Raw genomic sequence first — 25,967 nt, forward strand, 5'->3', positions numbered from 1 at the left:
ATCAACCCAGTTCCTGGCGCAACCACTGCGCCAGGCGCTCGGCGCGCGGGTCGGCGCGGCGCTCGGGCACCCACAGCGCCAGGCGCGCCGTGGTTTCGACGAAGCCCCAGGGTGCGGCAAGACGGCTGGCGGCGAGGTCGTCGGCCACCAGTTGCTGCGGCGCGATGGCCACGCCAAGACCGGCCACGGCGGCCTCCAGCAGGTAGTAGAGGTGCTCGAAACCCTGCCCGAGCTTCAGCCGCGCCGGGTCGAGAGCGTGGCGCGCGGCCCATTCCGGCCAGGCCTGCGGGCGCGACACGGTGTGCAGCAGCGATTCGCCCAGCAGCGCCTCGGCGGGCGCCGCGCGCAGCTGCTCGAAGCGCGGGGAGCGCGGGCTGAGCACCGGGCCGATACTTTCCACCGCCAACTCCAGCACGCGCATGTCCGCCGGCCACGGCGGCGCGGCGAAGCACAGGGTGGCGTCGAGGCCGCCACGGCGCGGATCGAGGTCGCCGTCGCTGGCGGAGAGTTGCAGGCGCAGGTCCGGCAGGTCGCGGTTCAGGCGATCCAGGCGCGGGATGAACCAGCGGGCAAGCAAGCTGCCGGGGCAACCGAGAACGAACGGCGCGTCGCCACCGGCCTGACGGCGCAGCTCGGTGCAGACGCTGCGCAGACGCTCGAAGGAATCGCTGGCCACCTCGCTCAGGCGAACGCCGGCATCGGTGAGTTTTACGCCGCGCCCTTCCTTGACGAACAGGGTCACGCCCAGCTCTTCCTCCAGCAGGCGAATCTGCCGGCTGATCGCCCCGTGGGTGACGCTCAGCTCATCAGCCGCTGCACTCACGCCGTGCAGGCGGGCAGCGGCTTCGAAGGCGCGCAGGGCGTTGAGCGGCGGAAGGTCTCGGCTCATGGCGGTCAATTCGTGAGTTTTTCTGACAGGTCATGGCGATCTTATCGCTTTTCCCCGTCATCACACAGCCGTATCCTGATGCCATTCGTAGGAGCGGACTCTGTCCGCGATCGCCCCAGCCGGCACCTACCTTTCGACAGATAAAGGAGCCTTCCCATGTCCACACTGCGCACCGGTCCAGACGCCAAGGGCCTGTTCGGCCACTTCGGCGGGCAGTACGTCGCCGAGACCCTGATGCCGCTGATCCATGACCTGGCCCGCGAGTACGAGAAGGCCAAGGAAGATCCGGAGTTCCAGAAGGAGCTCGCCTACTTCCAGAGCGACTACGTCGGCCGTCCGAGCCCGCTGTACTTCGCCGAGCGCCTGACCGAGCACTGCGGCGGCGCGAAGATCTACCTCAAGCGCGAAGAGCTGAACCACACCGGCGCGCACAAGATCAACAACTGCATCGGCCAGATCCTGCTGGCCAAGCGCATGGGCAAGAAACGCATCATCGCCGAGACCGGCGCCGGCATGCACGGCGTGGCGACCGCCACCGTGGCCGCGCGCTTCGGCATGGAATGCGTGATCTTCATGGGCACCACCGACATCGATCGCCAGCAGGCCAACGTGTTCCGCATGAAGCTGCTGGGCGCCGAGGTGATTCCGGTCACCGCCGGCACCGGCACCCTGAAGGACGCGATGAACGAAGCGCTGCGCGACTGGGTGACCAACGTGCACAACACCTTCTACCTGATCGGCACCGTGGCCGGCCCGCACCCGTACCCGGCGATGGTCCGCGACTTCCAGGCCGTGATCGGCAAGGAAACCCGCGAGCAGCTGGCCGCCAAGGAAGGGCGCCTGCCCGATTCGCTGGTCGCCTGCATCGGCGGCGGCTCCAACGCCATGGGCCTGTTCCACCCCTTCCTCGATGATGCCAGCGTGAAAATCATCGGCGTCGAAGCCGCCGGCCACGGTATCGAGACCGGCAAGCACGCGGCCAGCCTGAACGGCGGCGTACCGGGCGTGCTGCACGGCAACCGCACCTTCCTGCTGCAGGACGAGGACGGCCAGATCATCGACGCGCACTCCATCTCCGCCGGCCTGGACTACCCCGGTATCGGCCCGGAACACGCGTGGCTGCATGACATCGGTCGTGTCGAGTACACCTCGATCACTGACCACGAGGCGCTGGAAGCCTTCCACCAGTGCTGCCGCCTGGAAGGCATCATCCCCGCGCTGGAGTCCTCCCACGCGCTGGCGGAAGTCTTCAAGCGCGCGCCGAACCTGCCCAAGGACCACATCATGGTGGTGAACCTGTCCGGTCGTGGCGACAAGGACATGCAGACCGTCATGCACCACATGCAACAGGAGCCGCAAGCATGAGCCGCCTGCAGACCCGCTTCGCCGAACTCAAAGAGCAGAACCGCGCCGCCCTGGTGACCTTCATCACCGCTGGCGACCCTGGCTACTCGACCTCGCTGGACATCCTCAAGGGCCTGCCCGAAGCCGGCGCCGACGTGATCGAGCTGGGCATGCCGTTCACCGACCCGATGGCTGACGGCCCGGCGATCCAGCTGGCCAACATCCGCGCCCTGGGCAACGGCCAGAACCTCGCCAAGACCCTGAAGATGGTTCGCGAATTCCGCCAGGACAACAGCACCACGCCGCTGGTGCTGATGGGCTACTTCAACCCCATCCACTACTACGGCGTGGACAAGTTCATCGCCGACGCGAAAGAAGCCGGCGTCGACGGCCTGATCGTCGTGGACCTGCCGCCGGAGCACAACGAAGACCTCTGCGAGCCGGCCCAGGCCGCCGGCCTGGACTTCATCCGCCTGACCACGCCGACCACCGACGACCAGCGACTGCCGACCGTACTGAACGGCAGCTCGGGCTTCGTCTACTACGTTTCGGTGGCCGGGGTGACCGGCGCCGGCGCGGCGACCCTGGACCACGTCGAGGAAGCCGTGGCGCGCCTGCGCCGTCATACCGACCTGCCGGTGTCCATCGGCTTCGGCATCCGCACCCCGGAACACGCGGCGAACATCGCCCGCCTGGCCGATGGCGTGGTGGTGGGTTCGGCGCTGATCGACAAGATCGCCGAAGCCACCAGCTCCGCCGACGCAGTGCAAAGCGTGCTGGGCCTGTGCCGCCAGTTGGCCGAAGGCGTGCGTAACGCCCGCTGATCGCGGCGCCGCCAGATCGCTTTTCTGTAGGAGCGAGCTTGCTCCTACAAGGTCTGCACCAAGAAGAAAGCCCGGCGAATGCCGGGCTTTTTCGTTTCGGGCGCGGGTTATTCCACGCTTTCTTCCTGGGGCGCCTCTTCGCCTTCGGCGCCGCCGCCCAGGCCCAGGCCCTGCGCAGAGCCCATGGCGAAGGCCATGAATTCCGGCACGCTCATGTCCTTGCCGTTGAACTTCACCTGGTCGTTGGCGTACGCCAGCGAGCTGGACAGCGCGTTGCCGTCGAGCACCGCCCACTGCGAGTTCAGGGCCATGCCGCTGAACAGGTCGGTCATGGCATCGGACTGCTGCTTGAGCGCCACCGGGTCGACGCTGCCAGCCGCCTCGCCACCCAGCGAACCCTGCAGGGCGACGATGTCGCCGATCACTGCCTTGTCCACCTTCAGGTCGGCCTTGAGCGCGGCCAGGATGCTGCGGGCCATCTCGTCAGGCGTGGCAGCCGCGGCGTCGGGCTTGCGCAGGTCGACCGACAGGGAAGCCTTGGCCACGCCATGGCTGGTCTGGAGCGACAGCTCGTCCAGCGACAGCACCGGCGAGCCCTCCAGCAGGGCCAGGCCGAGGCGCTTGAGTTCCTCTTCCTGTTGCGTGGTCAGCTCGGTGCTTTCCAGGCTGTCCAGCGCCATCTTGCTGTAGGTTTCTTTAAAGGTCTTGAGCACGCCTTCATCGAGGTTGCGCAGGCTCAGGTCGAGCTTTGCGCCGCCGATTTCCTGGCCTTGCACCACAACCTTGCCGATGCGGTAGGAGACGCTCTGGTCCAGGCCCTTGCCGCCCTGCTTGAGCACTTCCTCGACCACGGCTTCGCGCAGTTCGACTTCCGGCGCGCCCGGCGACTTGATGTTCAGGCTCTTGATGGTGGCGGAGCTGGGGCCGAGGGCGAAGCCGTTGGCGTTTTCCTTCTTGTCGCCCTGCAGGCCAAGGTCACGCAGCTGCACATGCGCCAGCTGGCCGGTGTTCTCGTCGGTGAAGTCCAGGTCGACCTCGGCAAGGTTGCCCACGGCGCTCACGTCCTTCTTGTTACCGGAGACACTGAACGCCAGCTTGATCGGCGACAGGCGCAGCTTGTCGCTATCCTTGGCGAACTCCAGGGGCGCGGTTTCGACGTTGCCTTCCTGCTTCTGGTCGTAGTGGATGGTCAGGTCGCCGAACAGCGGCGCCTTGCCGCCGGCAGCGGTGAACAACGGTGCGGTGAGCTCGTTCTGCTCGAGGGCGAAATGGCTCTGCGCCATGACCGGCGCCAGCTTGCCGGCCGCCAGGCGCGAGGCGGGGAAGGGGCCGTGTTCCAGCCGATCGGTGAATACCAGGGTCTGCGGCTGCTCGCCTTCTTTGCCGGTGAAGGTCAGGTTGTAGCGCGCGGTGCTGGAGAACAGGCCGCGCTGGATGTCCACCAGGGTCAGGTAGGCGCCAAGACCAGGTGCTTCCTGTTTGAACAGTTCATTGGCTTCGGTGATACCGCGGTTCACCTCCTGCTCGACGCGGGTGCCGGTGTACCAGGCACCGGCAATGGCGGCGCCGACGACGGCAACGGGAATGGCGATGGCCAGGGCGGTCTTTTTCATGCTGAGTCCTTTCAGGTGCGGCCGAACGGGGGACATCCTGTCGACCGTTTATGGGAGTGGGCGGCGGGATGCTAGCAGGCGCACTGCCATCACTCCAGCACCGTTGGCGACCGACTTCACAGCGCCAGCATTGACCATCGGTGCATGGCTGTCAGGATAGAGCGCTCCGACTCTCCGGAAATAACCGCCCATGGCCCTGCTGCACAGCCTCCATCACGTCGCCCTGATCTGCTCGGACTACCCGCGCTCCAAGCACTTCTACACCCAGGTGCTGGGCCTGAAGGTGGTTGCCGAGACCTACCGCACCGCCCGCGACTCCTGGAAGCTCGACCTGGAACTGGGCGATGCGCGGCTGGAGCTGTTTTCCTTCCCCGGCGCGCCGGCGCGGCCTTCCTATCCCGAGGCGCAGGGGCTGCGCCACCTGGCATTCGCCGTGGACGACCTGGAGAGCGCCGTGGCCCATCTGCAGAGCCATGGCGTGGCCTGCGAGCCGATCCGCGACGACGAACTGACCGGCAAGCGCTTCACCTTCTTCGCCGACCCGGATGAGCTGCCGCTGGAGCTTTACGAGCGCTGATGCCCGGCTTCAGGTGCCTGGGCATGCCCTCACCCTAACCCTCTCCCAGGGGGAGAGGGGACTGTCCCGAGCGCTTTGAAAACTCGGTGCTCGCCGGCTGGTTCTGCTGTTCACAGGCACGCCGAACGGCCCCCTCTCCTGAGGGAGAGGGCTGGGGTGAGGGGAAATGCATAGCTCCGATGCCAAGCCAACGCCCCCGTAGGAGCGGGCCTTGTCCGCGAATCCCTCCGCGGGCATCGCCACAGGCCGTTCGCGCAGAAGCCCCGTTCCTACAAGAGCGGAACAACCTCAGGCCGGCACCGCCTCGCTGCCCAGCGCCCCGCGCAGGCTCGCCAGGTCGCGCAGCGGCGGCGCGCCGAACAGGCGGCTGTATTCGCGGCTGAACTGCGACGGGCTCTCGTAGCCGACGCGGTGCCCGGCCACCGCCACTTCCAACCCTTCGGACAGCATCAACCGCCGTGCTTCCTGCAGGCGCAGCTGCTTCTGGTACTGCAGCGGACTCAGGGCGGTCACTTCCTTGAAGCGGTGGTGCAGCGTGGACACGCTGAGGTTCACCTCACGGGCCAGGTCCTCGATGCGCAGGGACTTGTCGTAGTTGCGGTTGAGCCACTCGATGGCGCGGGTGACGCGGTGGGTCTGGCTGTCGGTCATCGCCAGATCGTGCAGCAGGTGGCCCTGCGGGCCGCGCAGCAGGCGATAGAGGATTTCGCGGACGAACAGCGGCGCCAGCATCCCGATGTCGCGCGGAGTATCCAGCAGCCGCATCAGGCGCAGCAGGGCGTCGAGCACCGTGCAATCGAGGCGCTGCAGATAGATGCCGCGGCTGGCCGGGCGCGGCGCGGTGCCGGCAAGGCCGGCCTCGGCGATCAGCCGGGTCAGCTCACCGGGGTCGATGTCCAGGCGGATGGAGAGGTAGGGCCTCTCCGGCGAAGCCTCGATGACCTGGCCGGAAACCGGCAGCGTCACCGACACCACCAGCAGGTTGAGCTCGTCGTAGCGATAGACCTCGCTGCCCAGGCGCACTTCCTTGCAGCCCTGGGCGATCACGCACAGGGCCGGGCGGTAGAGCGTCGGCATGCGGCCTTCGTTGGGGCAGTCGCCGCGGGCGACCAGCAGCGAATCGATGGCGGTTTCGAAGAGACCTTCACCCTGGCAGTGGCGCTGGATGATGTCGGCCAGCTCCTGGCGGCCGGCGGCGATGGGATCAAAGGCGGGAACGGACTGGGACATTCACAGGACCTCCAGTGGCGGCGCACGAAGCTTACGCCTACGGCGCATGCGCGCGTGTGACAGTAAGGCAGCCGCTGGAGGATCAGGCAAGCAATCGGCAGGAATGGACAAGCCACCCCCGCCTTCGGGTCGCGCACCGTGGCGGTGCGAAAGGCGGAAATGGGCGGGAAACACGCGGTTTTAGACTTCCGCGAAGACTCCGCAGGATCAGGCAAGAAGGCGACAGCATCCGGATAACGCCCGGCCCTGGCCGCGCCGTAAGCTTCCTGTCAGTCGTCCGAGGAGCCACCTCGGGCTTCTTCCTGTAATGCGGAGGACAGGACATGCACTGGCAAACACCCATCGAACACGAACTGCAGATCCACCCCCGGCTCGGGCACGAGGCGGAGCTGGGCGCCCTGATCGATAACCTGGTCGACGGCGCACGCCGCGCGCCGGGATGCCTGCGCTGCCAGCTGGTGGCCCGTGAGAACGGCCAGCCGTGGCTGCTGCAGGGCAGCTGGAAGGACGAGGAGGCGCTGCTGGACTACTTTGCCACGCCCTCGTTGCAGCTGCTCGGCGAAGTGCTTTTATGCCACTGCCGAAGCCTGAGCGGCGGCATAGTGGAAACCCTCGATCAGGCCACCGGAAAGGTGGCCTGAGTCTTTTCAGGTAGAGAGCTTTTGAGGCCTGAACCTTCAGCCCTCAGTATTCCAGGCTCCAGCCCAGGGTGAAGGTACGGCCGCGACCCTGGTAGTCGTATAGGTAGGCCGGCCCGTAGGTCGGCGAATAGAACAGCGCGGCACGCTGGCCCCAGACGGTGCTGTACTGCTTGTCCAGCAGGTTCTGGATACCGGCACTGAAGGTGCCGAAGCCGGTCTTCTGCTCGCCCATCAGGTCGAAGGTGGTGTAGCCGTCGATCTCATGGTCCGCGTCGTCCTTCAGGTTGAACGCATGCTGGGCCTGCAGGCGAGCGCTGCGCTCGCCATCGCCCCAGCCGACGAACGCGGTGGACTTGGACAGCGACGCATAGCGCGCATCGCGCTTGATCCAGTCACCGTCGGCGTCTTCCTCTTCCGAGCGCACCAGGTGCAGCGTGGTGCCGCCCTGCCAGCCATTCTCGAAGTAGCGGGTGACCGCGCCCTCGAAGCCAAAATCGCGGCTCTTCTGGTCTTCCACGTCGATGGTCAGGGTCGCCGCATCGGTGGTGATGATCTTGTCCGACCAGATGTAGTAGACCGCCGCCTGCGCCTGCCACTGCATGTCGCTGTAGCGCCAGCCGGTCTCGACCTGGCGGCTCTTGATGCCGGCCAGCGGGTTGTCATCCACCGACAGGCCGGCCTTGCCGTAGTACTTGGCCGGGTCGGGCAGGTCGAAGCCTTCGCTGTAGTTGGTCCAGACCTGGTGGCCGTTCCTGAAGTCGTAGATCGCGCCGAGGTTGAACAGATTGACCTGGTAGTCGTTGCTGCCGCCGGGAACGCCTTTGAAGTCGTCCACTTCGACGTCCATCTTCTGGTGACGGGCGCCGCCGGAAAGGGTCAGGTTATCGGTGGCCTTCCAGTCCAGCTGGCCGTAGACCGACAGGCCATCGACGATGTAGCTGGGGTAGCGCGGCGCGCTGCTGGCGGTTTCCAGGTCCAGGCCGCCGCTCTCGGAGGACAGGCGCTGGTCGAAGACCTTCTGCTCGGCGTTGAAGCGCTCGTGGTCGAAGTCCACGCCGTAGGTGAACTTCAGCGCATCCCACTGCTTGCTGAACAGGCCCTTGAGGCCGCTGACCTCGAAGTTCTGCTGCGAGCCGGCGAAGTACACGCCCTTGGAACCGGTGGGCTTGCCGGTGTTGTAGTAGGGGAAGGGATAGAAGTTGTCGTCTTCCTTGCGGTAGTACGCCTGCAGGTAGAAGTCCTGCTCCAGCAGGTTGCTGTGGTGGTAGTTGGCGTTGAGCAGCACGCGCCGCGAGCGCGGCTCCAGGTCGGTGTCCAGGCCGCTGCGGATTTCGGCGTCTTCCAGGTTCGACGGGCCCTGGTACTTCAGGTTGGGAAAGTAGATGCCGGTGCTGCCGTCGTTGCCCGAATCGTAGTACTGCGCCAGCAGGTCAAGGCTCTGTTCGTCGGTGAACTGCGCGGTGAGGTTGCCCATCACGTCGACGGTGCGGTTGTACTGCAGATCGGTCTGGGTGTTGTCGATGAAGATCTGGTTGCCGCCGCCGTCATAGAACGCTTCGTTCTTCTCCGCCGACACGCCCACACGGCCGACCACACGGTCGTTGCCGCCGCTGATGGACTGTGCGGCGCGAGTCGAGAGGTCATCGCTGTTGTTGAAGCCGCTAGTGGCGCCCAACTGCGTCTCGAAGCGCGCATCGCCAGCCGCGCCCTTCTTGGTGATGATGTTGATGATGCCGCCGGTGGCGCCGCCGCCGTAGATGGCGCTGGCGCCCGAGAGCACTTCGATGCGCTCGACGTTGAACGGCGAGATGCTGTCGAACTGGCGCGACAGGCCGCGCGAGCTGTTCTGGCTGACGCCGTCGATCATCACCAGCACGTTGCGCCCGCGCATGTTCTGGCCGTAGTTGGTGCGGCCTTCGGGCGCCAGGTCGAGGCCGGGGACCAGCTTGCCCACGGCTTCCTTGAGGCTGACGCCGGTATCCAGCTGTTCGCGCAGCTGGGTCTGGTCGACGACCCAGACGGTGCCGGGGATCGAGCTGATGTCCGTGGGCGTGCGCGCCGCCACGCTGATCTGCATCGGCGCCAGACTCAGGGCGGCGGAGTCATCCTTCTCACGCTTGAGCAGCACGGTGCGCTCGTCGGTGAAGCGCCAGCTCACGCCGCTGCCGGAGAGCAGCTGGTTGAGCGCCTCCTCGGTGCTGTAGGTGCCGTCCAGCCCTTCACTCTGCAGGCCCTGGATGTCCTCGGAATTGAACAGCAGGTGCAGCCCGGCCTGGTCGGCGAACTGGGTCAGCGCGCTGTCCAAGCTGCGCGGGGCGATGTGCAGCTCGACGCTGGCGCTGCCGGCGGCATGGACGATGGGCGCGGCGGCGCCGAGCAGGGAAGCGAGGAGGATCGCGCGGTGCAGCGGGGAAGGACGGTAATGCATGCGGGTGAAATCCGTTCTTGTGTGGGCAGGGTCGCGTATTGAGAATTTTTCGCGTTCCTGCCTACGACGAAACGGCCAGGCAAACCTTGCAGTGCTAAATGCAAAAAATTTTCATTTTCTTGTTTGCAAGCCCCACTGCGGGACTCCTCCTGTAGGAGCGAGCTTGCTCGCGAATAGCCCACCACCAGCGCTCCTACAGGGTGCGGCTGAATTTTCCGGCGCACCGTAGGATGGCGTGGAGCGAAGCGATACCCATCCTACGAAGAGCTATCCAGCCTTGGGCGCGGGGCGGATCAGCACCAGCCAGGGCAGATGGGTAACGGTCACCGGCTGCAGGCGCTCCAGGGTATTGAGCAGGGCGCCGGGGTCCTGCAGGTCGAACACGCCGCTGACCTTGTGCTGGCGCAGTGCGCTGTCGGTCAGCACGATGCGGCCGGGGACGTAGCGTTCCAATTCGTCGAGCACTTCGCCCAGCGGGCGCTGGTTGAAGATCAGCTTGCCGCGCTGCCAGGCGCTGGCGCTGGACAGGTCCAACGGCTGGGCCGGCTCCGGAGCAGCGCTGTCGCGGTAGCTCAGGCGCTCACCGGCGGCCAAGCGCACCGGCGCACTGCCGGCGCTATTCACCTGCACCACGCCCTCGGTCACGTCGACACGCACCTGCGGCCCACGGCTGTCCACATCGAAGCGCGTGCCCACGGCGCGTACTTCGCCGCCCTTGGCCTCGACAATGAAGGGTCGTGCCGCATCCTTGGCCACTTCGAACAACGCCTCGCCGCCATGCAGGCGCAGGCGCCGCTGCTGCGGGCTGAAGTCCACGGACAGCGCGCTGTCGCTGTTCAGCCAAACACGGCTGCCGTCGGCCAGCTCGAGCATCCGCCGCTCGCCGGTGCGGGTGGCATAGTCGGCATACAGCCCGGCCAACGGCTCGGGCAGGGCGATAGTCACCGCAATGGCGGCAACGCACGCCGCAGCCGCCAGCGCCAGCAGACGACGGGGACGACGCGCTCGTTGGCGATAACGCTGAGCACTGCGGGTTTCCGGCAATGCGCCCCACAGCGCTTCGGCCTCGCGGGCCGCAAGTTCGTGCTCCGCGCTCTGCCCGCGCCAGCGCAGGAAGTCCATGCGCTCGGCCGAACCGGCGCTGCCCGAGTGCAATTGCACCAGGCGCTCGATGGCTTCGTCGGCGAGAGACAGTTCCAGGCGGCTCACGGCGTGCCCTCCTGGCGCTGCGCCCAGTCGCGGCAGTGGCGCATGGCCTGGACGATGTACTTGCCCACCATGCTCTCGGACACGCCCAGGCGCTGGGCGATCTGCGCGTGGGTGAGGCCATCGACGCGGTTCATCAGCAACGCCTCGCGGGCGTTCGCCGGCAACTGGTCGAGGGCGGCGTCCAGATGCTCCAGCGCCTCATGGGCGAGCAGGCGGTGCTCCAAACCGGAGGCGGGATCGCTCAGGTCGTTGGCGGCAGCTTCATCGACATGCAGCTCGGCCAGCCGGCCCTCGCGGCGCAGGTTGTCGATGGCGATGTTGCCGGCCACGCGGAACAGGTAGGCACGCGGGTCTTGCACCTCGGCTTCGGCGGGGTGGTCGGCCAGGCGCAGCCAGGTGTCCTGGGCAACGTCGGCGGCACGCTGGTTGTCCCCCAGCCTGCGGGCGAGGAAGCGCATCAGGTCCGCGTAGTGCGCCTGGAAGCTCTGCAGCAGGGAGGAAGAAGCGAAGCGCCGCATGATGGCCGAAATACCCTGGAAAACCGGCCAACGTCTGTCAGACCGATACGAAGGGTGGGCAGCATACACCGAATCGAGAATTATTATCGAATGCAAAAAAGTGTCAGCTCGTGAACTGCGAAAGGTCCAGCGGTCGCACTTCTCCCAGCCACATGGCGTAGTCGCGGTGATCGCGCAGATCATTGCCGGTGTTGGGGTGGACCAGGATCACCAGGCCGTCGCGGTTCAGCGCCAGCCACGGCACCAGGGTGGCGAAGGTGGCGTTGTCGAAGGCCAGCTGGCAGCTCCAGTCGGGGTGCGGGCCGACCGGCCGCTCGTGTACGCGGCCCATCTTCGCACCGAAGCGGCGCGCCGCCTCCTCGCATAACGCGCGGGCGCGCTCGATGCTGCCAGCGTCGAAATAGACGTGGGCGTGGAAGTCCTGAATCTCGCTCATCGGTCCTGCTCCAGTTCCGCCTGCAGCCAGTCGACGAATCGCTGCACCAGGCGCATCCGCCGTTTGCGCTCGGGCAACACGGCGTAATAGCCGAAGCGCGACTCCAGCGATCCGGCAAGGGGCCGGCACAGTAACCCCTGCTCCAGCAGTTCGTCGACCAGATGCCGCCAGCCGATGGCCACGCCCTGCCCGGCAATGGCCGCCTGCACCAGCAGGGTGTAGTTGTCGAAGCGCAGCCCGGCCGGCGCCGGCGCGCCGTCGATGCCCAGCGCGCGGTACACACCGCCCCAGTCGAACCAGCGGCTGGAGGCTTCGGGCTTGAGGTGCAGCAGCGGCAGGTCGGTGAGCGCCTGGGGCGACAGCGGCACCTCGCGCCCTTCCAGCAGGCGCGGGCTGCACACCGGGAAGACTTCCTCGCTGAACAGGCGCAGCGCCTCGCCGTGCTTGAAGCGCCCGTCGCCGAAGGCGATGGCCACGTCGATGTCGCTGCGCAGGGCAATCGGGCTGCGGTCGCTGCTGATCAGGCCGACGTCCAGCTCCGGATGGGCCTGGCGGAAGCGCGGCAGGCGCGGCATCAGCCAGTAGGCAGCGAAGGCGAAGTCGGTGGCGACCTGCAGGACCTCGTGGGGATGTTTCGCGGTGACCGCAGCGATACCGGCGTCGATGCTCTCCAAACCGGCCTGAACGTGCTGCTGCAGCACCTGTCCACTCTCGGTGAGGACGATGCCCCGGTGGATGCGGTCGAACAGGCGCACGGCGAGGAGCTTTTCCAGACGCTTGATCTGCTGGCTGACCGCCGGCTGGGTGGTGCCCAGTTCGCCGGCAGCGGCGGTGAAGCTGAGCAGGCGCGAGGCGGATTCGAACACGCGCAGAAGTTCCAGCGGCACGCTCATGGCTTGCTCTCGCATAAGCAAACGTTATCCGAAGCATGCCGCGCCATGCGCTTTACCCCCTATCCATCAGCCAACAGACTCATACCGCACAGCATCCCATAACAGCGCCAACAGGATAAGCCCAACGCCATGAAGCGCCAGCGCCCGAACATCCTCTTCATCATGGCCGACCAGATGGCCGCGCCGCTCCTGCCTTTCCACAACGAAAACTCGCCGATCAAGCTGCCCAACCTCTCGCGCCTGGCCAGCGAGGGCGTGGTGTTCGACTCGGCCTACTGCAACAGCCCGCTCTGCGCACCTTCGCGCTTCACCCTGGTGAGCGGCCAGCTGCCGACGAAGATCGGCGCCTGGGACAACGCCGCCGACTTTGCCGCCGACGTGCCCACCTACGCGCACTACCTGCGGCGCCTGGGCTACCGCACCGCGCTGTCGGGCAAGATGCACTTCTGCGGCCCGGACCAGCTGCACGGCTACGAGGAGCGCCTGACCAGCGATATCTACCCCGCCGACTACGGCTGGGCGGTGAACTGGGACGAGCCGGACGTGCGCCCGAGCTGGTACCACAACATGTCATCAGTGCTGCAGGCCGGCCCATGCGTGCGCACCAACCAGCTCGACTTCGACGAGGAGGTGGTGTTCAAGGCGCGCCAGTACCTCTACGACCACGTGCGCGAGCACCCCGAGCAGCCGTTCTGCCTCACCGTGTCCATGACCCACCCGCACGACCCCTACACCATCGGGCGCGAGTACTGGGACCTGTACCGCGACGAGGACATCCCGCTGCCCTCGGTGAAGATCGCCCAGGCCGAGCAGGACCCGCACTCCCAGCGCCTGCTCAAGGTGATCGACCTGTGGGGCCAGGAGATGCCCGAAGAGAAGGTGCGCGCCGCCCGCCGCGCCTACTTCGGCGCGTGCAGCTATGTGGATGCGCAGATCGGCGCGCTGCTGCGCACCCTGGAGGATTGCGGCCTGAGCGAAGACACCCTGATCGTGTTCTCCGGCGACCACGGCGACATGCTTGGCGAGCGCGGCCTCTGGTACAAGATGCACTGGTTCGAGATGGCCGCCCGTGTGCCGCTGCTGGTGCACGCGCCCAAGCGTTTCGCCCCGCATCGGGTCAGCCAGTCGGTGTCCACTGTCGACCTGCTGCCGACGCTCGTTGAACTGGCTGGCGGGCAGGTCGAGCCCGGCGTCGATCTCGACGGCCGCTCACTGCTGCCGCACTTGCAAGGCGCCGGCGGGCATGACGAAGTGATCGGCGAATACACCGCCGAAGGCACCGTCAGCCCGCTGATGATGATCCGTCGCGGCGACTTCAAGTTCATCTACTCCGAGCAGGACCCGTGCCTGCTGTTCGACGTCGCCAACGATCCGCGCGAGCTGCAAAACCTCATGGATTCGCCGGCCCACGCGAACCTGGTACGCGACCTGCTGGGCGAAGCCCGCGCGCGTTGGGATGTGCCAGCCATCACCCGGCAGGTACTGGCCAGCCAACGCCGCCGCCGACTGGTGGCCGACGCACTGACCCAGGGCACGCTGAAAAGCTGGGATCACCAGCCCATGGTCGACGCCAGCCAGCAGTACATGCGCAACCATATCGACCTCGACGATCTGGAGCGCCGCGCCCGCTATCCGCAACCGAAATAACAACCACAACACGCCGAAGGGGAAGGGAGCATGACCAAGCGCACCGTACGACAAGCATCCGCACTATTGCTGGCCAGCGCACTGGCGCTGGTCGGCCCACTGGCCCGGGCCGAAGATGAAGCCTGCAGTACGGTGAAGCTGGCCGATCCGGGCTGGACCGACATCGCCGTCACCAACGGCATCGCCGCTTTCCTCCTCGAAGGCCTGGGCTACAAGGTGAAGATCGACACCCTGTCGGTGCCCATCACCTACGGCGGCCTGCGCGACGGCCAGGTCGACGCCTTCCTCGGCAACTGGATGCCCGCGCAGCAGGGCTTTCATGACCAGTTCATCGCCAGCAAACAGGTCACCCAACTGGCGAAGAATCTGCAGGGCACCGAGTTCACCCTCGCCGTGCCCACCTACGTGTGGAACTCCGGGGTGAAGACCTTCGACGACCTGGACAAGCACGCCGACCAGTTCAACCGGAAGGTCTACGGCATCGGTTCCGGCGCGCCGGCCAACCAGTCGATCCAGAAGATGATCACGGGCAACGAGTTTGGTCTGGGCGACTGGAAGCTGGTGGAGTCCAGCGAGCAGGCGATGCTCGCCGAGGTCGGCCGCGCGGTGAAGCGCGAGCGCTGGGTGGTATTCCTCGGCTGGACACCGCACCCCATGAACGTGAAATACGACATGAAGTACCTCACCGGCGGCGAGAAGTACTTCGGCAGCACCGGCAGCGTGTTCACCGTGACCCGCAACGGCTACACCGAGCAGTGCCCGAACAGCGGCAAGCTGCTGGCCAACCTGTCCTTCGACCTGAAGATGGAGAACGCCATCATGGCCGACGTGCTGGAGAAGAACGTGAAGAACCCCGACGCGGTGAAGGCCTGGATCAAGGCCAACCCGCAGAGCCTCGACACCTGGCTGCAAGGCGTTAAGACCCGCGACGGCGGCGACGCGCTGGCTGCCGTGAAGGCCAAGCTGTAGGCCGTCGATGGAGCGCCTGATCCGCCTGCTGCCGTTCCTCGCCTGGCTGCCCCAGGTCAGCGGGCGCGACTTGCGCCGTGACCTGGGCGTCGGCCTCTCCGGCGCGGTGCTCGCGCTGCCGCAGTCGATGGCCTACGCGCTGATCGCCGGGTTGCCGGCGGAGTACGGGCTCTACGCGGCGATGCTGCCGGTGCTGATCGCCTGCCTGTGGGGCTCGTCGAAGCACATGGTCGGCGGGCCGACGGCGGCGATCTCGGTGGTGCTGTTCACTGCCATCGCCCCGCTGGCGCCGCCGGGCAGCGCGCAGTTCATCCAGTACGCGCTGCTGCTGACCTTCCTCGCCGGCTTGTTCCAGTGGCTGCTGGGCATGCTGCGCTTCGGCGTGCTGGTGAACTTCGTCTCGCATTCGGTGCTGCTCGGCTTCACCTGCGGCGCCGCGCTGGTGATCGTGATCGGCCAGTTGCCTTACCTTCTCGGCATCGCCGCAGAAGGCCAGGGCACGGCGCTGACCAGCGCCGCCGCGCTCTGGTGGAAGCTGCCGCAATTCCACTGGCCGTCATTGCTGGTGGGGCTGTTCAGCCTGGCGCTGAGCCTGATCGTCAAACGCCTGTGGCGGCGCGGGCCGGCATTGCTGGTCGGCCTGTTCGGCGCCAGCGCCCTGGTCTGGGCGATGCCGGCGACCTTTGCCGAGGTCGCCAGGGTGGCCGCCTTCCGTAGCGCGTTACCGCCGTTCAGCGCGCTGTCGTTCGACCTGACTGCCATCGCCCAGTTGCTCCCCGCCGCCGTCGCCTGCGGCATGCTCGGGCTGGTCACCAGCCTGTCCATCGCGCGCGCCCTGGCCGCACGCTCGCACCAGCCGCTGGACGCCAACCAGGAAGTGCGCGCCCAGGGGCTGTCCAACCTGATCGGGCCATGGCTGTCGGGCACGCTGTCTGCCGGCTCCTTTACCCGCTCCGGGTTGAACCAGGATGCCGGCGCGCGTACGCCGCTGGCCGGGGTTTTCTCGGCAATGTGGGTCGCGTTGCTGGCAGTGGCCGGCGCAGGGTTGATTACTCATATCCCGCTGCCGGCCATGGCTGCCGGCATCCTGCTGATCTGCTGGAACCTGATCGACCGCCCGGCCCTGCGCGCGCTGTGGAAAGGCAGCCGAGCGGAGTCCCTGGTAATGCTGCTGACCCTCGCCGCCACCTTGCTGCTGCCGCTGCAGAACGCCATCTACGCCGGCGTGCTGGCCTCGCTGTTCTTCTACCTCAAGCGCACCTCGCAACCGCGCGTGCAGCAGTGGGAAAAGGAGGACGAGGAAGTGCTGCGTATCGAGGGCTCGATCTTCTTCGGTGCCTGCGACTACCTGCAGAAGCTGATGCAGCACAGCCGCGGCGAACGCCTGGTGCTGGACGCCCACCACGTGAACTTCATCGATTTTGCCGGCGCGCAGATGCTTCAGCAGGAAGCCCGCCGCCTCGCCAGCGAAGGCCGCAGCCTGGTACTGCGCAATGCGCGGCCACGGGTGCGCGCGGAGCTGGAAAGACAGATGGGGAAGGGCGGGGTGTTGCTGGTCGAGGAGTAGGTGTGCGCTTTTGCTTCGCACCTTTGGGGTTGGGGTGCCCCGTTACAGGAGCGACCGTCCTTCACCGGATGATTCCGTGCTGGCGCTGTCCCCCTCACCCCAGCCCTCTCCCTCAGGGAGAGGGAGCAAATCGTGCCGGCTGACGCTGTGGTTTCATCCGGCACCGAACGGTCCCCTCTCCCCCTGGGAGAGGGTTAGGGTGAGGGCCGATCCGAGCGCAGGAGTAACCCAGGGGGAGCCCCGATCAGCCCTTGAGCTGACGGCGCAACTCCTCCAGCACCGGCGCCGAATCCGGGCGCACGCCACGCCACAGCAGGAAGGCTTCCGCCGCCTGCTCGACCAGCATGCCCAGTCCGTCGATGCAGCGAGCCGCGCCGTGTTCGGCGGCCCAGCGGTTGAAGGCGGTGACGTCCTTGCCGTACATCATGTCGTAGCAGACGGTGTGCCCCGGCTGGATCAGCGCCGGATCGATGGGCGGCAACTCGCCGGCCAGGGAGGCCGAAGTGCCGTTGACGATCAGGTCGAACGGCTCGGCGCGCAGATCGAAACCACCGCCGCTCACCGCGCCCAGATCGTTGAACTCCTGCGCCAGCTGCTCGGCCTTCGAGGCCGTGCGGTTGGCGATGACGATGCACGCCGGCTGCTGGCCGAGGAAGGGTTCGAGGATTCCACGCACTGCACCACCGGCGCCCAGCACCAGGATGCGTGCACCGCGCAGGACGACGCCGTGGTTCACCGTGAGGTCGCGGGTCAGCCCGGCGCCGTCGGTGTTGTCGCCCAGCAGGCCACCGCCGTCAAGCTTCTTCAGGGTGTTCACCGCACCGGCCCGGCGCGCGCGCTCGCTCAGCTCGGTGGCCAGGCGGTAGGCGTCTTCCTTGAACGGCACGGTGACGTTGCCACCCAGGCCCTGCGCGAAGAACTCGCAGGCATTCCCGGCGAAGTCGTCCAGCGGCGCCAAGCGCGCGTCATAGCTCAGCGCCTGGCCGGTCTGCTCGGCGAACAGACGGTGAATCTGCGGCGACTTGCTGTGGCCGATGGGGTTGCCGAAGACGCAGTAGCGGTCCATTCAGAATCCTGAGACAAAAATGGTGGAAAGGCTCGGGATTGCCGGTTTTCTACCAGCATACCCACCCTGTAGGAGCGGGCCATGCCCGCGATCGCGCCCATGGGGCGCTCCTACAGGTTCGCGAGAGTTCGACTCAGGCCTGCGCCAGCCAGTCCCGATCAGTGAGGAAGTACTCGGTCAGGCGCGCCTCCTCGCTGCCCGGCTCGGGTTTCCAGTCGTAGCCCCAGCGCACTTGTGGCGGCAGCGACATGAGGATCGACTCGGTGCGCCCGCCCGACTGCAGGCCGAACAGCGTGCCGCGGTCGTAGACCAGGTTGAACTCGACGTAGCGGCCGCGGCGGTAGGCCTGGAACTCGCGCTGCTGCTCGGTGTATGGGGTGTCCTTGCGCTTGCGCACGATGGGCAGGTAGGCATCGATGAAGGCATCGCCGATGGCGCGCAGGAAGGCGAAGCTGGTGTCGAAATCCCACTGGTTCAGGTCGTCGAAGAACAGGCCGCCGACGCCGCGCGGTTCGTTGCGGTGCTTGATGTGGAAGTAGCGGTCGCACCACTCCTTGTAGCGCGGGTAGACGTCCTCGCCGAAGGGCGCGCAGGCGTCGCGGGCGACCTGGTGCCAGAGCACACAGTCTTCCTCATGGGCGTAGTAGGGCGTCAGGTCGAAGCCGCCGCCGAACCACCAGACCGCTTCCTCGCCTTCCTTCTCGGCGATGAAGAAGCGCACGTTGGCGTGGGAGGTCGGCACGTGGGGGTTGGTCGGGTGGATCACCAGGGAAACGCCCAGCGCCTGGAAGCCGCGACCGGCCAACTCCGGACGATGCGCACTGGCACTCGGCGGCAGGCCGGCGCCGAACACGTGAGAGAAGTTCACGCCGCCCTTCTCGATCAGCGCGCCATCACCGATCACCCGCGTCCGACCGCCGCCACCCGCCGGGCGCTGCCAGGCGTCCTCGACGAAACGAGCGCTGCCGTCCTCGGCTTCGAGTGCGGCGCAGATGCGGTCTTGCAGGTCGAGCAGGTAGGCCTTCACGGCCTCGATGCGGTCGGTCACGAGAATCACCTTGGAGCGGGAAAGCCACGCGTGGCGCGGGCCGGAGCGGAGTTTGGGTGCCAAAACGGGGGCAAGCATACCATCGACGCCGACAAAGCTGGTCTTGACGCCCGTCATGCGTGCGGTTTGGATGAAAGTCTTTTCCCCGGCGAGGCGGAGCCTCGCGCCCTCAGGAGAGCGACATGGCCAAGCGTGTTCAATTCGCCAAGACCGGCGGCCCCGAAGTCCTCGAAATCGTCGACTACACCCCGGCCGAGCCCGGCCCGAACGAGGTGCGGGTGCGTAACCGCGCCATCGGCCTGAACTTCATCGACACCTACTACCGCAGCGGCCTGTACCCCGCGCCGAGCATGCCATCCGGTGTCGGCACCGAAGGCGCTGGCGAGGTGGAAGCGGTGGGCAGCGCGGTAACCAACGTGAAGGTCGGCGATCGCGTCGGCTACGCCACCGGCCCGCTGGGCGCGTACAGCGAGCAGCACGTGCTGCCGGCAGCCAGCGTGGTGAAGCTGCCGGATGCGGTCACCTTCGAGCAGGCCGCCGCGGTCATGCTCAAGGGCCTCACCGTGCAGTACCTGCTGCGCCAGACCTACAACGTGCAGCCGGGCCAGACCATTCTCTGGCACGCGGCCGCAGGCGGCGTCGGGCTGATCGCCTGCCAGTGGGCGAAAGCCATCGGCGCGCACCTGATCGGCACCGTGAGCTCCACTGCCAAGGCGGAGCTGGCGAAAGCCCACGGCGCCTGGGAAACCATCGACTACAGCCACGAGAACGTGGTCGAGCGCGTGCTCGCGCTGACCGATGGCAAGAAATGCCCGGTGGTCTACGACTCGGTGGGCAAGGACACCTGGCTGACCTCGCTGGACTGCACCGCCCAGCGCGGCCTGGTGGTGAGCTTCGGCAACGCCTCCGGCCCGGTGGACGGGGTGAACCTGGGCATCCTGTCGCAGAAGGGCTCGCTCTACGTCACCCGTCCGACGCTGTTCGGCTACGCCAGCACGCCGGAGCGCCTGCAGGCCATGGCCGACGACCTGTTCGGCATGATCACCAGCGGTAAGGTGAAGGTGGAGATCAACCAGCGCTTCGCCCTGGCCGAAGCGGCCAAGGCGCAGACCGAACTGGCGGCGCGGCGCACCACCGGGTCGACGATTCTGTTGCCCTGATGGGGTGAAGGGCGTTCGCGAGCAAGCTCGCTCCTACAGACCAGCTCTTCGTAGGAGCGAGCTTGCTCGCGAACCGAATGTCACCGCGTTATCACGCTTACGACGGGCGTACTGTCTCGCCGGTACGCAGATCGCGGATCAGGCTCGGATTACGGCGCCCGCCCAGGGCGCCACCGAGCACGCCATCCAGCTCGCCACGGAAATACTGCTCTACACGCAGGCGGCTGCGCGCAGCGGGCCGGCCGGCAGGGTTGGCGGAGGTAGAAATCAGCGGGCCGGTGAAGCGGCACAGTTCGCGCACCAACGGGTGGTCGGTGACACGCAGCGCCACAGTATCGTGCTCGCCGGTCACCCACTCGGGCAGGCGTCCCTGGTGCGGCACCAGCCAGGTGTTCGGGCCGGGCCAGCTGCTGGCGAGCGTGTCCTGCCAGGCTTCGGGCAGATCTTCGAGGAGGAAGTCGAACTGGCGGATATCGCCGGCCACCACGATCATGCCCTTTTCCACCGGGCGTGCCTTGATCGCCAGCAGTCGGTACACGGCGTCGGCGCTCCACGGGTCGCAGCCCAGGCCCCAGACGGCTTCGGTCGGGTAAGCGATCACTCCGCCGTCGCGCACGACCTTTGCCATGCGCTGGGTTCGCCAGTTGCTGTACATCGTGAATTCCTCGGTTCTGCGATGCGCGGCAGTTTACGTGCTCAGCGGGCACGATGCACCCAGACGCCCGCCTCGCAGGCCACTCGCCCGTCCAGCTCCAGTTCGGTGAGTTCCGCCAGCAACTGCGGCAGCTCCAGGCCACTGCGCAACGCCAGTTGCTCACTGCTTTGCGGCGCGGCGCGCAGCAGATCGACCAGCGGGTGAGGCGGCAACACTGGCGCGACATCTACCGCAGGCGCGCCGTGCGTCCATCCCTGCAGGCCTTCGAGGATGTGCTCGACCGTCTCCACCAGCATCGCGCCCTGGCGGATCAGTTCGTGGCAGCCGCGCGCACCGGGGTGGTGGATCGAACCGGGAATCGCGTAGACCTCGCGACCCTGCTCGGCGGCCAGCCGCGCCGTGATCAGCGACCCGCTCGACGGGCTGGCTTCCACCACCAGAGTGCCCAGTGACAGGCCGCTGATGATCCGGTTGCGCCGTGGGAAATTCGATGCCTGAGGCGCGCAGTTCAGCGGCAATTCCGAGATCACCGCGCCGCCGTGCTCGACGATGCGTTTCGCCAGTCCGAGGTGGCGACGCGGGTAGAGATGCTCCAGGCCGGTGCCCAGTACGGCAACGGTCTTACCGCCGGCCTCCAGCGCCCCCTCATGGGCCGCGCCGTCGATGCCCAGCGCCAGCCCGCTGGTGATCACGAAGCCACCGCCGGCTAGGCTGCGGGCGAAGGCCCGTGCGGTATCCAACCCCGGCTTGCTGGCCCGGCGGCTACCGACCATCGCCAATTGCGGCCGCTCCAGCAGGCACGGATCGCCGGCCAGGAACAGCAGTGGCGGCGCATCATTCAGCTCAGCGAGCAGAGCGGGGTAATAGGGGGCGTCCCACGTGACCAGATGATGCTCGGGCGCCTCCAGCCAATGCAGCGCCTGAGCTGCCTGTTCGCGGATGGAAGCATCGCGACGCGGCTCCGCGCAGACGGCTGGCAACCCCAGGGAGCGCCAGGCGGCCGCCGGCGCGCTCAAGGCGGCGGACGCCGAGCCAAAGGCCTCCAGCAGCCGGCGAAAGCGCCTGGGGCCCAGCTCGGGCAGGGCATGCAGGCGCAGCCGCGCCTCGAGTTCGGACGGGGAAAGAGTCGGGTCATGGGGCATGGCGCAGTCCTTGCCGTGGGGAAGTCGTCCGGACTATGCCGCGCAGGCAGACGCCCCCGCTGTCGGACCCTTCCGGATCGCGCCCACAAAAAACCCCGCCGGAGCGGGGTTTTCTTCGACTCACGCGTCGATCAGGGGTTGAGCACGCGGTCGTTGACCTCCAGCGAACGGGTGGCGGTCAGCACCAGACCGTAGCTCAGGCGGTTATAGGTGCGGAAGATCATCACCAGGCCCGAGCGCTCGTCCGGGATCTTCACCATCTCGTCGGTGACACGGTCGCGCACGGTTTCGCCCAGCTTGTAGATCGCCAGTACATTGCCTTCGGCCAAACCATCGCGGGAGCCCTTGTCGATGGTCACAACGTCATACTTGCCGATCTGGGTCACGCCGCGCGGCACGTCGATGATGGTGCCCTTGATCGGGGTGGACGGCTCGCTGGGCATGAAGGTCGAAGTGATCGCGCGTTCCTCGGTCGGGAACAGGCGGTCGCCAGGGCGGACTTCCTGGGTGGTGCGGGTCAAGCGCAGGGTAGCGATATCGCCTTCCTTCGCCGTGACGTTGGCACTGCCGACATCCGTGGCATCAATACCCAGCAGTTCATTGGTCTCCGGGTCGGTATAGACCTTGGCCTGCCGGAAGACGCCGTAGTTGCTCTCCTCCGACAGCGAGCTGCCACGGGCGTAGGCACGGTCGCCAGCGCCGGTGATCACACTTTCCTCGTCACCCGCAACCACATGGGGGGCGCTGGAAAACTCGGTGTCGCTGTCGACGATGCGGTTGGACAGCAGGAAGGCGTTGATCTTCTCCAGTGGGATGGTCGGGATCGCCTCGGCGACGGGGCTGCTGCGCACTCGCGGCGACAGCTTGATGGTCCCGCGCGACTCCCCGCGGTTGAGCGTCAGGCGCGGCTGGCCGTCAACGTACGTGAGACTCAGCACATCACCTGGATAGATCAGGTGCGGGTTCTGAATCTGCGGATTCACCTGCCAGATTTCCGGCCACTTCCACGGCTTGCTGAGGAATTTGCCGGAGATGTCCCAGAGGGTGTCGCCCTTCACTACGGTATAGCGATCCGGATGGCCTTCCTTGAGCTGCACGGCAGCCTGCGCCACCCCGCCTGCGGCGAGCAGCAGCAGGGCGAGTAGTGTTTTCCTCATGCGGTGAATCCCTTTATTATGTGTACACATGAAACGCCTGGAAGCCGCCCCTACCGCGCTTTCCAGCGTTTTTCGATGCTGCTCAGCATATTAGCAGCCGATTTTGACTTTATTCCACAAGTGCATCACAAACGTATATGGCCATTCTGAACATTCTCGAATTCCCCGATCCGCGCCTGCGGACCATCGCCAAGCCGGTCACGGTCTTCGATGACGCCCTGCGCACGCTGATCGACGACATGTTCGAGACCATGTACGAGGCGCCGGGCATCGGTCTTGCGGCAACGCAGATCAACGTGCACAAGCGCGTCGTGGTGATGGACTTGTCCGAGGACAAGTCCGAACCCCGGGTCTACATCAACCCGGAGTTCGAATTCCTCACCGAGGAAATGGACCAGTACCAGGAAGGCTGCCTGTCGGTGCCGGGCTTCTACGAAAATGTAGACCGTCCGCAGAAAGTGCGGATCAAGGCCCAGGACCGCGACGGCAACCCCTTCGAGGAAGTTGCCGAGGGCCTGCTCGCAGTGTGCATCCAGCACGAGTGCGACCACCTCAACGGCAAGCTGTTCGTCGACTACCTGTCCAACCTCAAGCGCGACCGCATCCGCAAGAAGCTGGAAAAGCAGCACCGGCAACAGGCGTGACCCCATCCCCCAAAGGCTTGCCCCGGCAAGCCTTTTGTTTTTTGTGAGCCCCCAATGAGCCAAGCACTGCGCATCGTCTTCGCCGGCACCCCGGAATTCGCCGCCGAACACCTCAAGGCCCTGCTCGATACTCCTCACGAGATCGTCGCCGCCTACACCCAGCCGGACCGCCCGGCCGGCCGAGGCCAGAAGCTGATGCCCAGCCCGGTCAAGCAGCTCGCCCTGGAGAACGGCCTGTCGGTGCTGCAGCCGCCGACCCTGCGCGACCCCGCCGCCCAGGCCGAGCTGGCCGCGCTCAAGCCGGACCTGATGGTGGTGGTAGCCTACGGGCTGATCCTGCCGCAGGCGGTGCTGGATATTCCGCGCCTGGGCTGCATCAACAGCCATGCCTCGCTGCTGCCGCGCTGGCGCGGCGCCGCGCCGATCCAGCGCGCGGTGGAAGCTGGCGACGCGCAGAGCGGCGTCACCGTGATGCAGATGGAAGCAGGGCTGGACACCGGGCCGATGCTGCTCAAGGTCGCCACGCCGATTTCCGCCGATGACACCGGCGGCAGCCTGCATGACCGTCTCGCCGAGCTCGGCCCGAAAGCCGTGGTCGGGGCCATCGCCGGCCTCGCCGCCGGCACGCTCAAGGGCGAGGTGCAGGACGACGCGCTGGCCACCTACGCACACAAGCTGAACAAGGAAGAGGCGCGCATCGACTGGTCGCGCCCGGCCGACGAACTGGAGCGCCGCATCCGCGCCTTCACGCCCTGGCCGGTCTGCCACACCACCCTCGGCGAAGCCGCGCTGAAAGTGCTTGGCGCCAAACCGGCAGAAGGCAAGGGCGAGCCAGGCAAGATTCTCGACGCCAGCCGCGACGGCCTTCTGGTCGCCTGCGGTGAAGGCGCGCTGCTGCTGACCCGCCTGCAACTGCCCGGCGGCAAGCCGCTGGCCTTCGCCGACCTGTTCAACAGCCGCCGCGAGCAGTTCGCGCCAGGACAGGTGCTGGGCGCATGAGTACCAATCCCCGTCTGGCGGCCGCCCGCGCGCTGGCCGCCGTGCTCGCCGGTCGCGCCTCGCTGGGCAGCTCGCTACCAACCCAGCTGGAAAACGTCGAGCCGCGCGACCGTGGCCTGGTGCAGGAGCTGGCCTTCGGCGCCGCCCGCTGGCAGCCGCGCCTGTCCACTCTGGCCGCGCGGCTGCTGCAGAAGCCATTCAAGGCCGGCGACCGTGACGTCGAAGCCCTGCTGCTGGTCGGCCTGTACCAACTGCTTTACACCCGTATTCCGCCGCACGCAGCCATCGGCGAAACCGTCGGCTGCGCGGACAAGCTGAAGAAGCCCTGGGCCAAGGGCCTGCTCAATGCCGTGCTGCGCCGCGCCCAGCGCGAGAGCGAAATCCTGCTGGCAGAAGTCGACAAGGACCCGGCCGCGCGCCTGGCGCACCCGCGCTGGCTGCAGAAGGCACTGAAGAAGTCCTGGCCGGAACAGTTCGAAGCAATCTGCGCCGCCAACAACGCGCACCCGCCAATGACCCTGCGGGTGAACCGCCGCCATGGCAGCCGCGATGCCTATCTGGAAGAGCTGAACCGCATCGGCTTCGAAGCAACCGCCTGCGAGTTCGGCCGCGACGGCATCAATCTTTTGCAGCCGTGCGATGTGCACGAACTGCCGGGCTTCGCCGAAGGCCGCGTCAGCGTGCAGGACGAGGCCGCGCAACTGGCTGCCGACTTGTTGGAGCTGGCGCCGAACCAGCGTGTGCTGGACGCCTGTTGCGCCCCCGGCGGCAAGACCTGCCACCTGATGGAAGCGGAGCCGGCGCTGGCCGGCGTGGTTGCCGTGGACCTGGAAGAGAGCCGCCTGGTGCGCGTACGCGAGAACCTCGCCCGCCTGCAGCTTTCGGCCGAACTGTTCGCCGCCGACGCCCGTGACACCGCCAAGTGGTGGGATGGCAAGGCCTTCCAGCGCATCCTGCTGGACGCACCGTGCTCCGCCACCGGGGTGATCCGCCGTCATCCGGACATCAAGCTGACCCGCACCGCCGAGGACATCGAGGCGCTGGCCCAGCTGCAGGGCGAACTGCTCGACGCGTTGTGGGCGACCCTAGAAGTCGGCGGCGTGCTGGTCTATGCGACCTGCTCGGTAATGCCGCAGGAGAACAGCGACCAGATCGCTGCGTTCCTCGGTCGCACCCCAGGTGCCCGCGAACTGGACCTGCCCGGACCGTGGGGCCTCAAGCAGCCCCATGGCCGCCAGCTGTTCCCCCAGGAAGCAGGGCATGACGGCTTCTACTATGCCAAGCTCATCAAGATTTCGGCGAAGTAACAGG

At 66.7% G+C, this 25,967-nt stretch carries 24 protein-coding genes; 11 read left to right on the top strand and 13 right to left on the bottom strand.

What is annotated here, in order from left to right; genetic code table 11:
* Position 1: 1 nt before the first annotated feature.
* Positions 2–889 carry a LysR family transcriptional regulator gene (locus tag IB274_RS25760; RefSeq protein WP_192435649.1) on the bottom strand — a complete coding sequence of 296 codons (888 nt, stop codon included), beginning with the start codon at positions 887–889 and terminating at the stop codon, positions 2–4.
* A 156-nt stretch (positions 890–1,045) separates the two neighbouring features.
* On the opposite strand from IB274_RS25760, the gene trpB reads away from it, so the two are divergent.
* Together trpB and trpA are read left to right on the top strand one after the other, a co-directional pair.
* Positions 1,046–2,254, top strand: coding sequence for a tryptophan synthase subunit beta (trpB, locus tag IB274_RS25765; RefSeq protein WP_192435650.1), 1,209 nt, complete (start codon positions 1,046–1,048; stop codon positions 2,252–2,254).
* The gene (trpA, locus tag IB274_RS25770) at positions 2,251–3,057 is read left to right on the top strand and encodes a tryptophan synthase subunit alpha (protein WP_192435651.1); all 807 of its coding nucleotides are present in this window, start codon (positions 2,251–2,253) and stop codon (positions 3,055–3,057) included. The genes trpB and trpA overlap by 4 nt, the downstream gene beginning before the upstream one ends.
* A 107-nt stretch (positions 3,058–3,164) precedes the next feature.
* Here trpA and IB274_RS25775 read toward each other — a convergent pair whose 3' ends face one another.
* The gene (locus tag IB274_RS25775; protein ID WP_192435652.1) at positions 3,165–4,670 is read right to left on the bottom strand and encodes a YdgA family protein; all 1,506 of its coding nucleotides are present in this window, start codon (positions 4,668–4,670) and stop codon (positions 3,165–3,167) included.
* Between the two features lie 190 nt (positions 4,671–4,860).
* Between IB274_RS25775 and IB274_RS25780 the strand changes: the two genes are divergently transcribed.
* Positions 4,861–5,247: a VOC family protein gene (locus IB274_RS25780; RefSeq protein WP_192435653.1), complete on the top strand. Its 387-nt coding sequence runs from the start codon at positions 4,861–4,863 to the stop codon at positions 5,245–5,247.
* A 288-nt stretch (positions 5,248–5,535) separates the two neighbouring features.
* Here the strand turns inward: IB274_RS25780 and IB274_RS25785 are convergent, their stop codons facing one another.
* Positions 5,536–6,477: an AraC family transcriptional regulator gene (locus IB274_RS25785; RefSeq protein WP_192435654.1), complete on the bottom strand. Its 942-nt coding sequence runs from the start codon at positions 6,475–6,477 to the stop codon at positions 5,536–5,538.
* Positions 6,478–6,800: 323 nt separating this feature from the next.
* Here IB274_RS25785 and IB274_RS25790 point away from each other — a divergent pair, with 323 nt between their 5' ends.
* The gene (locus IB274_RS25790; RefSeq protein WP_138213414.1) at positions 6,801–7,118 is read left to right on the top strand and encodes an antibiotic biosynthesis monooxygenase family protein; all 318 of its coding nucleotides are present in this window, start codon (positions 6,801–6,803) and stop codon (positions 7,116–7,118) included.
* 43 nt (positions 7,119–7,161) lie between these two features.
* Here IB274_RS25790 and IB274_RS25795 read toward each other — a convergent pair whose 3' ends face one another.
* The 5 genes from IB274_RS25795 to IB274_RS25815 form a co-directional block, all read right to left on the bottom strand.
* Positions 7,162–9,546 (bottom strand): TonB-dependent receptor, encoded by a 2,385-nt coding sequence (locus IB274_RS25795; RefSeq protein ID WP_192435655.1) that lies wholly within the window; start codon positions 9,544–9,546, stop codon positions 7,162–7,164.
* Positions 9,547–9,813: 267 nt separating this feature from the next.
* The gene (locus tag IB274_RS25800) at positions 9,814–10,755 is read right to left on the bottom strand and encodes a FecR family protein (protein WP_192435656.1); all 942 of its coding nucleotides are present in this window, start codon (positions 10,753–10,755) and stop codon (positions 9,814–9,816) included.
* Positions 10,752–11,273 (bottom strand): sigma-70 family RNA polymerase sigma factor, encoded by a 522-nt coding sequence (locus IB274_RS25805; RefSeq protein WP_192435657.1) that lies wholly within the window; start codon positions 11,271–11,273, stop codon positions 10,752–10,754. Before IB274_RS25805 ends, IB274_RS25800 begins: the two co-directional genes overlap by 4 nt.
* Before the next feature lie 103 nt (positions 11,274–11,376).
* Positions 11,377–11,709, bottom strand: a complete 333-nt coding sequence (locus IB274_RS25810) for a DOPA 4,5-dioxygenase family protein (RefSeq protein ID WP_138213418.1) — start codon at positions 11,707–11,709, stop codon at positions 11,377–11,379.
* The gene (locus IB274_RS25815; protein ID WP_192435658.1) at positions 11,706–12,602 is read right to left on the bottom strand and encodes a choline sulfate utilization transcriptional regulator; all 897 of its coding nucleotides are present in this window, start codon (positions 12,600–12,602) and stop codon (positions 11,706–11,708) included. The genes IB274_RS25810 and IB274_RS25815 overlap by 4 nt, the downstream gene beginning before the upstream one ends.
* A gap of 129 nt (positions 12,603–12,731) precedes the next feature.
* On the opposite strand from IB274_RS25815, the gene betC reads away from it, so the two are divergent.
* Genes betC through IB274_RS25830 form a run of 3 tightly spaced genes read left to right on the top strand, consistent with a single transcriptional unit; the run spans position 12,732 to position 16,785 of the window.
* Positions 12,732–14,249: a choline-sulfatase gene (gene betC, locus IB274_RS25820; RefSeq protein WP_192435659.1), complete on the top strand. Its 1,518-nt coding sequence runs from the start codon at positions 12,732–12,734 to the stop codon at positions 14,247–14,249.
* Positions 14,250–14,279: 30 nt separating this feature from the next.
* Positions 14,280–15,218 carry a choline ABC transporter substrate-binding protein gene (locus IB274_RS25825; RefSeq protein WP_192435660.1) on the top strand — a complete coding sequence of 313 codons (939 nt, stop codon included), beginning with the start codon at positions 14,280–14,282 and terminating at the stop codon, positions 15,216–15,218.
* Between the two features lie 7 nt (positions 15,219–15,225).
* Positions 15,226–16,785, top strand: a complete 1,560-nt coding sequence (locus tag IB274_RS25830) for a SulP family inorganic anion transporter (protein ID WP_192435661.1) — start codon at positions 15,226–15,228, stop codon at positions 16,783–16,785.
* 244 nt (positions 16,786–17,029) lie between these two features.
* On the opposite strand, the gene aroE is transcribed toward IB274_RS25830, so the two are convergent.
* Positions 17,030–17,851 (bottom strand): shikimate dehydrogenase, encoded by an 822-nt coding sequence (gene aroE, locus IB274_RS25835; RefSeq protein ID WP_192435662.1) that lies wholly within the window; start codon positions 17,849–17,851, stop codon positions 17,030–17,032.
* A gap of 133 nt (positions 17,852–17,984) precedes the next feature.
* Positions 17,985–18,899, bottom strand: a complete 915-nt coding sequence (gene hemF, locus IB274_RS25840; RefSeq protein ID WP_192435663.1) for an oxygen-dependent coproporphyrinogen oxidase — start codon at positions 18,897–18,899, stop codon at positions 17,985–17,987.
* Positions 18,900–19,081: 182 nt separating this feature from the next.
* Between hemF and IB274_RS25845 the strand changes: the two genes are divergently transcribed.
* Positions 19,082–20,059 (top strand): NADPH:quinone reductase, encoded by a 978-nt coding sequence (locus tag IB274_RS25845; RefSeq protein ID WP_192435664.1) that lies wholly within the window; start codon positions 19,082–19,084, stop codon positions 20,057–20,059.
* Between the two features lie 97 nt (positions 20,060–20,156).
* Here IB274_RS25845 and IB274_RS25850 read toward each other — a convergent pair whose 3' ends face one another.
* From IB274_RS25850 to IB274_RS25860, 3 genes are all read right to left on the bottom strand, one after another.
* Complete coding sequence (locus tag IB274_RS25850; RefSeq protein WP_192435665.1) at positions 20,157–20,714, bottom strand: L-threonylcarbamoyladenylate synthase; 558 nt, start codon at positions 20,712–20,714, stop codon at positions 20,157–20,159.
* A gap of 41 nt (positions 20,715–20,755) precedes the next feature.
* Positions 20,756–21,856, bottom strand: a complete 1,101-nt coding sequence (gene dprA / locus IB274_RS25855) for a DNA-processing protein DprA (RefSeq protein ID WP_192435666.1) — start codon at positions 21,854–21,856, stop codon at positions 20,756–20,758.
* Between the two features lie 131 nt (positions 21,857–21,987).
* Positions 21,988–23,013, bottom strand: a complete 1,026-nt coding sequence (locus IB274_RS25860; protein WP_192435667.1) for a LysM peptidoglycan-binding domain-containing protein — start codon at positions 23,011–23,013, stop codon at positions 21,988–21,990.
* 137 nt (positions 23,014–23,150) lie between these two features.
* Here IB274_RS25860 and def point away from each other — a divergent pair, with 137 nt between their 5' ends.
* Genes def through rsmB form a run of 3 tightly spaced genes read left to right on the top strand, consistent with a single transcriptional unit; the run spans position 23,151 to position 25,963 of the window.
* A complete protein-coding gene (gene def / locus IB274_RS25865; protein WP_138520006.1) occupies positions 23,151–23,657 on the top strand; it encodes a peptide deformylase in 507 nt (168 codons plus the stop codon).
* 54 nt (positions 23,658–23,711) lie between these two features.
* Positions 23,712–24,656, top strand: a complete 945-nt coding sequence (gene fmt, locus IB274_RS25870) for a methionyl-tRNA formyltransferase (RefSeq protein WP_192435668.1) — start codon at positions 23,712–23,714, stop codon at positions 24,654–24,656.
* Positions 24,653–25,963 carry a 16S rRNA (cytosine(967)-C(5))-methyltransferase RsmB gene (gene rsmB / locus IB274_RS25875; RefSeq protein WP_192435669.1) on the top strand — a complete coding sequence of 437 codons (1,311 nt, stop codon included), beginning with the start codon at positions 24,653–24,655 and terminating at the stop codon, positions 25,961–25,963. Before fmt ends, rsmB begins: the two co-directional genes overlap by 4 nt.
* Positions 25,964–25,967 lie beyond the last annotated feature (4 nt).

The sequence above is a fragment of the Pseudomonas sp. PDM18 genome (genome assembly GCF_014852585.1).
Lineage (GTDB): Bacteria > Pseudomonadota > Gammaproteobacteria > Pseudomonadales > Pseudomonadaceae > Pseudomonas.

What these genes read in the sequence shown, in the direction of transcription:
- IB274_RS25760 (WP_192435649.1), bottom strand. Translation starts at nt 889, where the DNA reads ATGAGCCGAGACCTTCCGCCGCTCAACGCCCTGCGCGCCTTCGAAGCC.
- trpB (WP_192435650.1), top strand. Translation starts at nt 1,046, where the DNA reads ATGTCCACACTGCGCACCGGTCCAGACGCCAAGGGCCTGTTCGGCCAC.
- trpA (WP_192435651.1), top strand. Translation starts at nt 2,251, where the DNA reads ATGAGCCGCCTGCAGACCCGCTTCGCCGAACTCAAAGAGCAGAACCGC.
- IB274_RS25775 (WP_192435652.1), bottom strand. Translation starts at nt 4,670, where the DNA reads ATGAAAAAGACCGCCCTGGCCATCGCCATTCCCGTTGCCGTCGTCGGC.
- IB274_RS25780 (WP_192435653.1), top strand. Translation starts at nt 4,861, where the DNA reads ATGGCCCTGCTGCACAGCCTCCATCACGTCGCCCTGATCTGCTCGGAC.
- IB274_RS25785 (WP_192435654.1), bottom strand. Translation starts at nt 6,477, where the DNA reads ATGTCCCAGTCCGTTCCCGCCTTTGATCCCATCGCCGCCGGCCGCCAG.
- IB274_RS25790 (WP_138213414.1), top strand. Translation starts at nt 6,801, where the DNA reads ATGCACTGGCAAACACCCATCGAACACGAACTGCAGATCCACCCCCGG.
- IB274_RS25795 (WP_192435655.1), bottom strand. Translation starts at nt 9,546, where the DNA reads ATGCATTACCGTCCTTCCCCGCTGCACCGCGCGATCCTCCTCGCTTCC.
- IB274_RS25805 (WP_192435657.1), bottom strand. Translation starts at nt 11,273, where the DNA reads ATGCGGCGCTTCGCTTCTTCCTCCCTGCTGCAGAGCTTCCAGGCGCAC.
- IB274_RS25810 (WP_138213418.1), bottom strand. Translation starts at nt 11,709, where the DNA reads ATGAGCGAGATTCAGGACTTCCACGCCCACGTCTATTTCGACGCTGGC.
- IB274_RS25815 (WP_192435658.1), bottom strand. Translation starts at nt 12,602, where the DNA reads ATGAGCGTGCCGCTGGAACTTCTGCGCGTGTTCGAATCCGCCTCGCGC.
- betC (WP_192435659.1), top strand. Translation starts at nt 12,732, where the DNA reads ATGAAGCGCCAGCGCCCGAACATCCTCTTCATCATGGCCGACCAGATG.
- IB274_RS25825 (WP_192435660.1), top strand. Translation starts at nt 14,280, where the DNA reads ATGACCAAGCGCACCGTACGACAAGCATCCGCACTATTGCTGGCCAGC.
- IB274_RS25830 (WP_192435661.1), top strand. Translation starts at nt 15,226, where the DNA reads ATGGAGCGCCTGATCCGCCTGCTGCCGTTCCTCGCCTGGCTGCCCCAG.
- aroE (WP_192435662.1), bottom strand. Translation starts at nt 17,851, where the DNA reads ATGGACCGCTACTGCGTCTTCGGCAACCCCATCGGCCACAGCAAGTCG.
- IB274_RS25845 (WP_192435664.1), top strand. Translation starts at nt 19,082, where the DNA reads ATGGCCAAGCGTGTTCAATTCGCCAAGACCGGCGGCCCCGAAGTCCTC.
- IB274_RS25850 (WP_192435665.1), bottom strand. Translation starts at nt 20,714, where the DNA reads ATGTACAGCAACTGGCGAACCCAGCGCATGGCAAAGGTCGTGCGCGAC.
- dprA (WP_192435666.1), bottom strand. Translation starts at nt 21,856, where the DNA reads ATGCCCCATGACCCGACTCTTTCCCCGTCCGAACTCGAGGCGCGGCTG.
- IB274_RS25860 (WP_192435667.1), bottom strand. Translation starts at nt 23,013, where the DNA reads ATGAGGAAAACACTACTCGCCCTGCTGCTGCTCGCCGCAGGCGGGGTG.
- def (WP_138520006.1), top strand. Translation starts at nt 23,151, where the DNA reads ATGGCCATTCTGAACATTCTCGAATTCCCCGATCCGCGCCTGCGGACC.
- fmt (WP_192435668.1), top strand. Translation starts at nt 23,712, where the DNA reads ATGAGCCAAGCACTGCGCATCGTCTTCGCCGGCACCCCGGAATTCGCC.
- rsmB (WP_192435669.1), top strand. Translation starts at nt 24,653, where the DNA reads ATGAGTACCAATCCCCGTCTGGCGGCCGCCCGCGCGCTGGCCGCCGTG.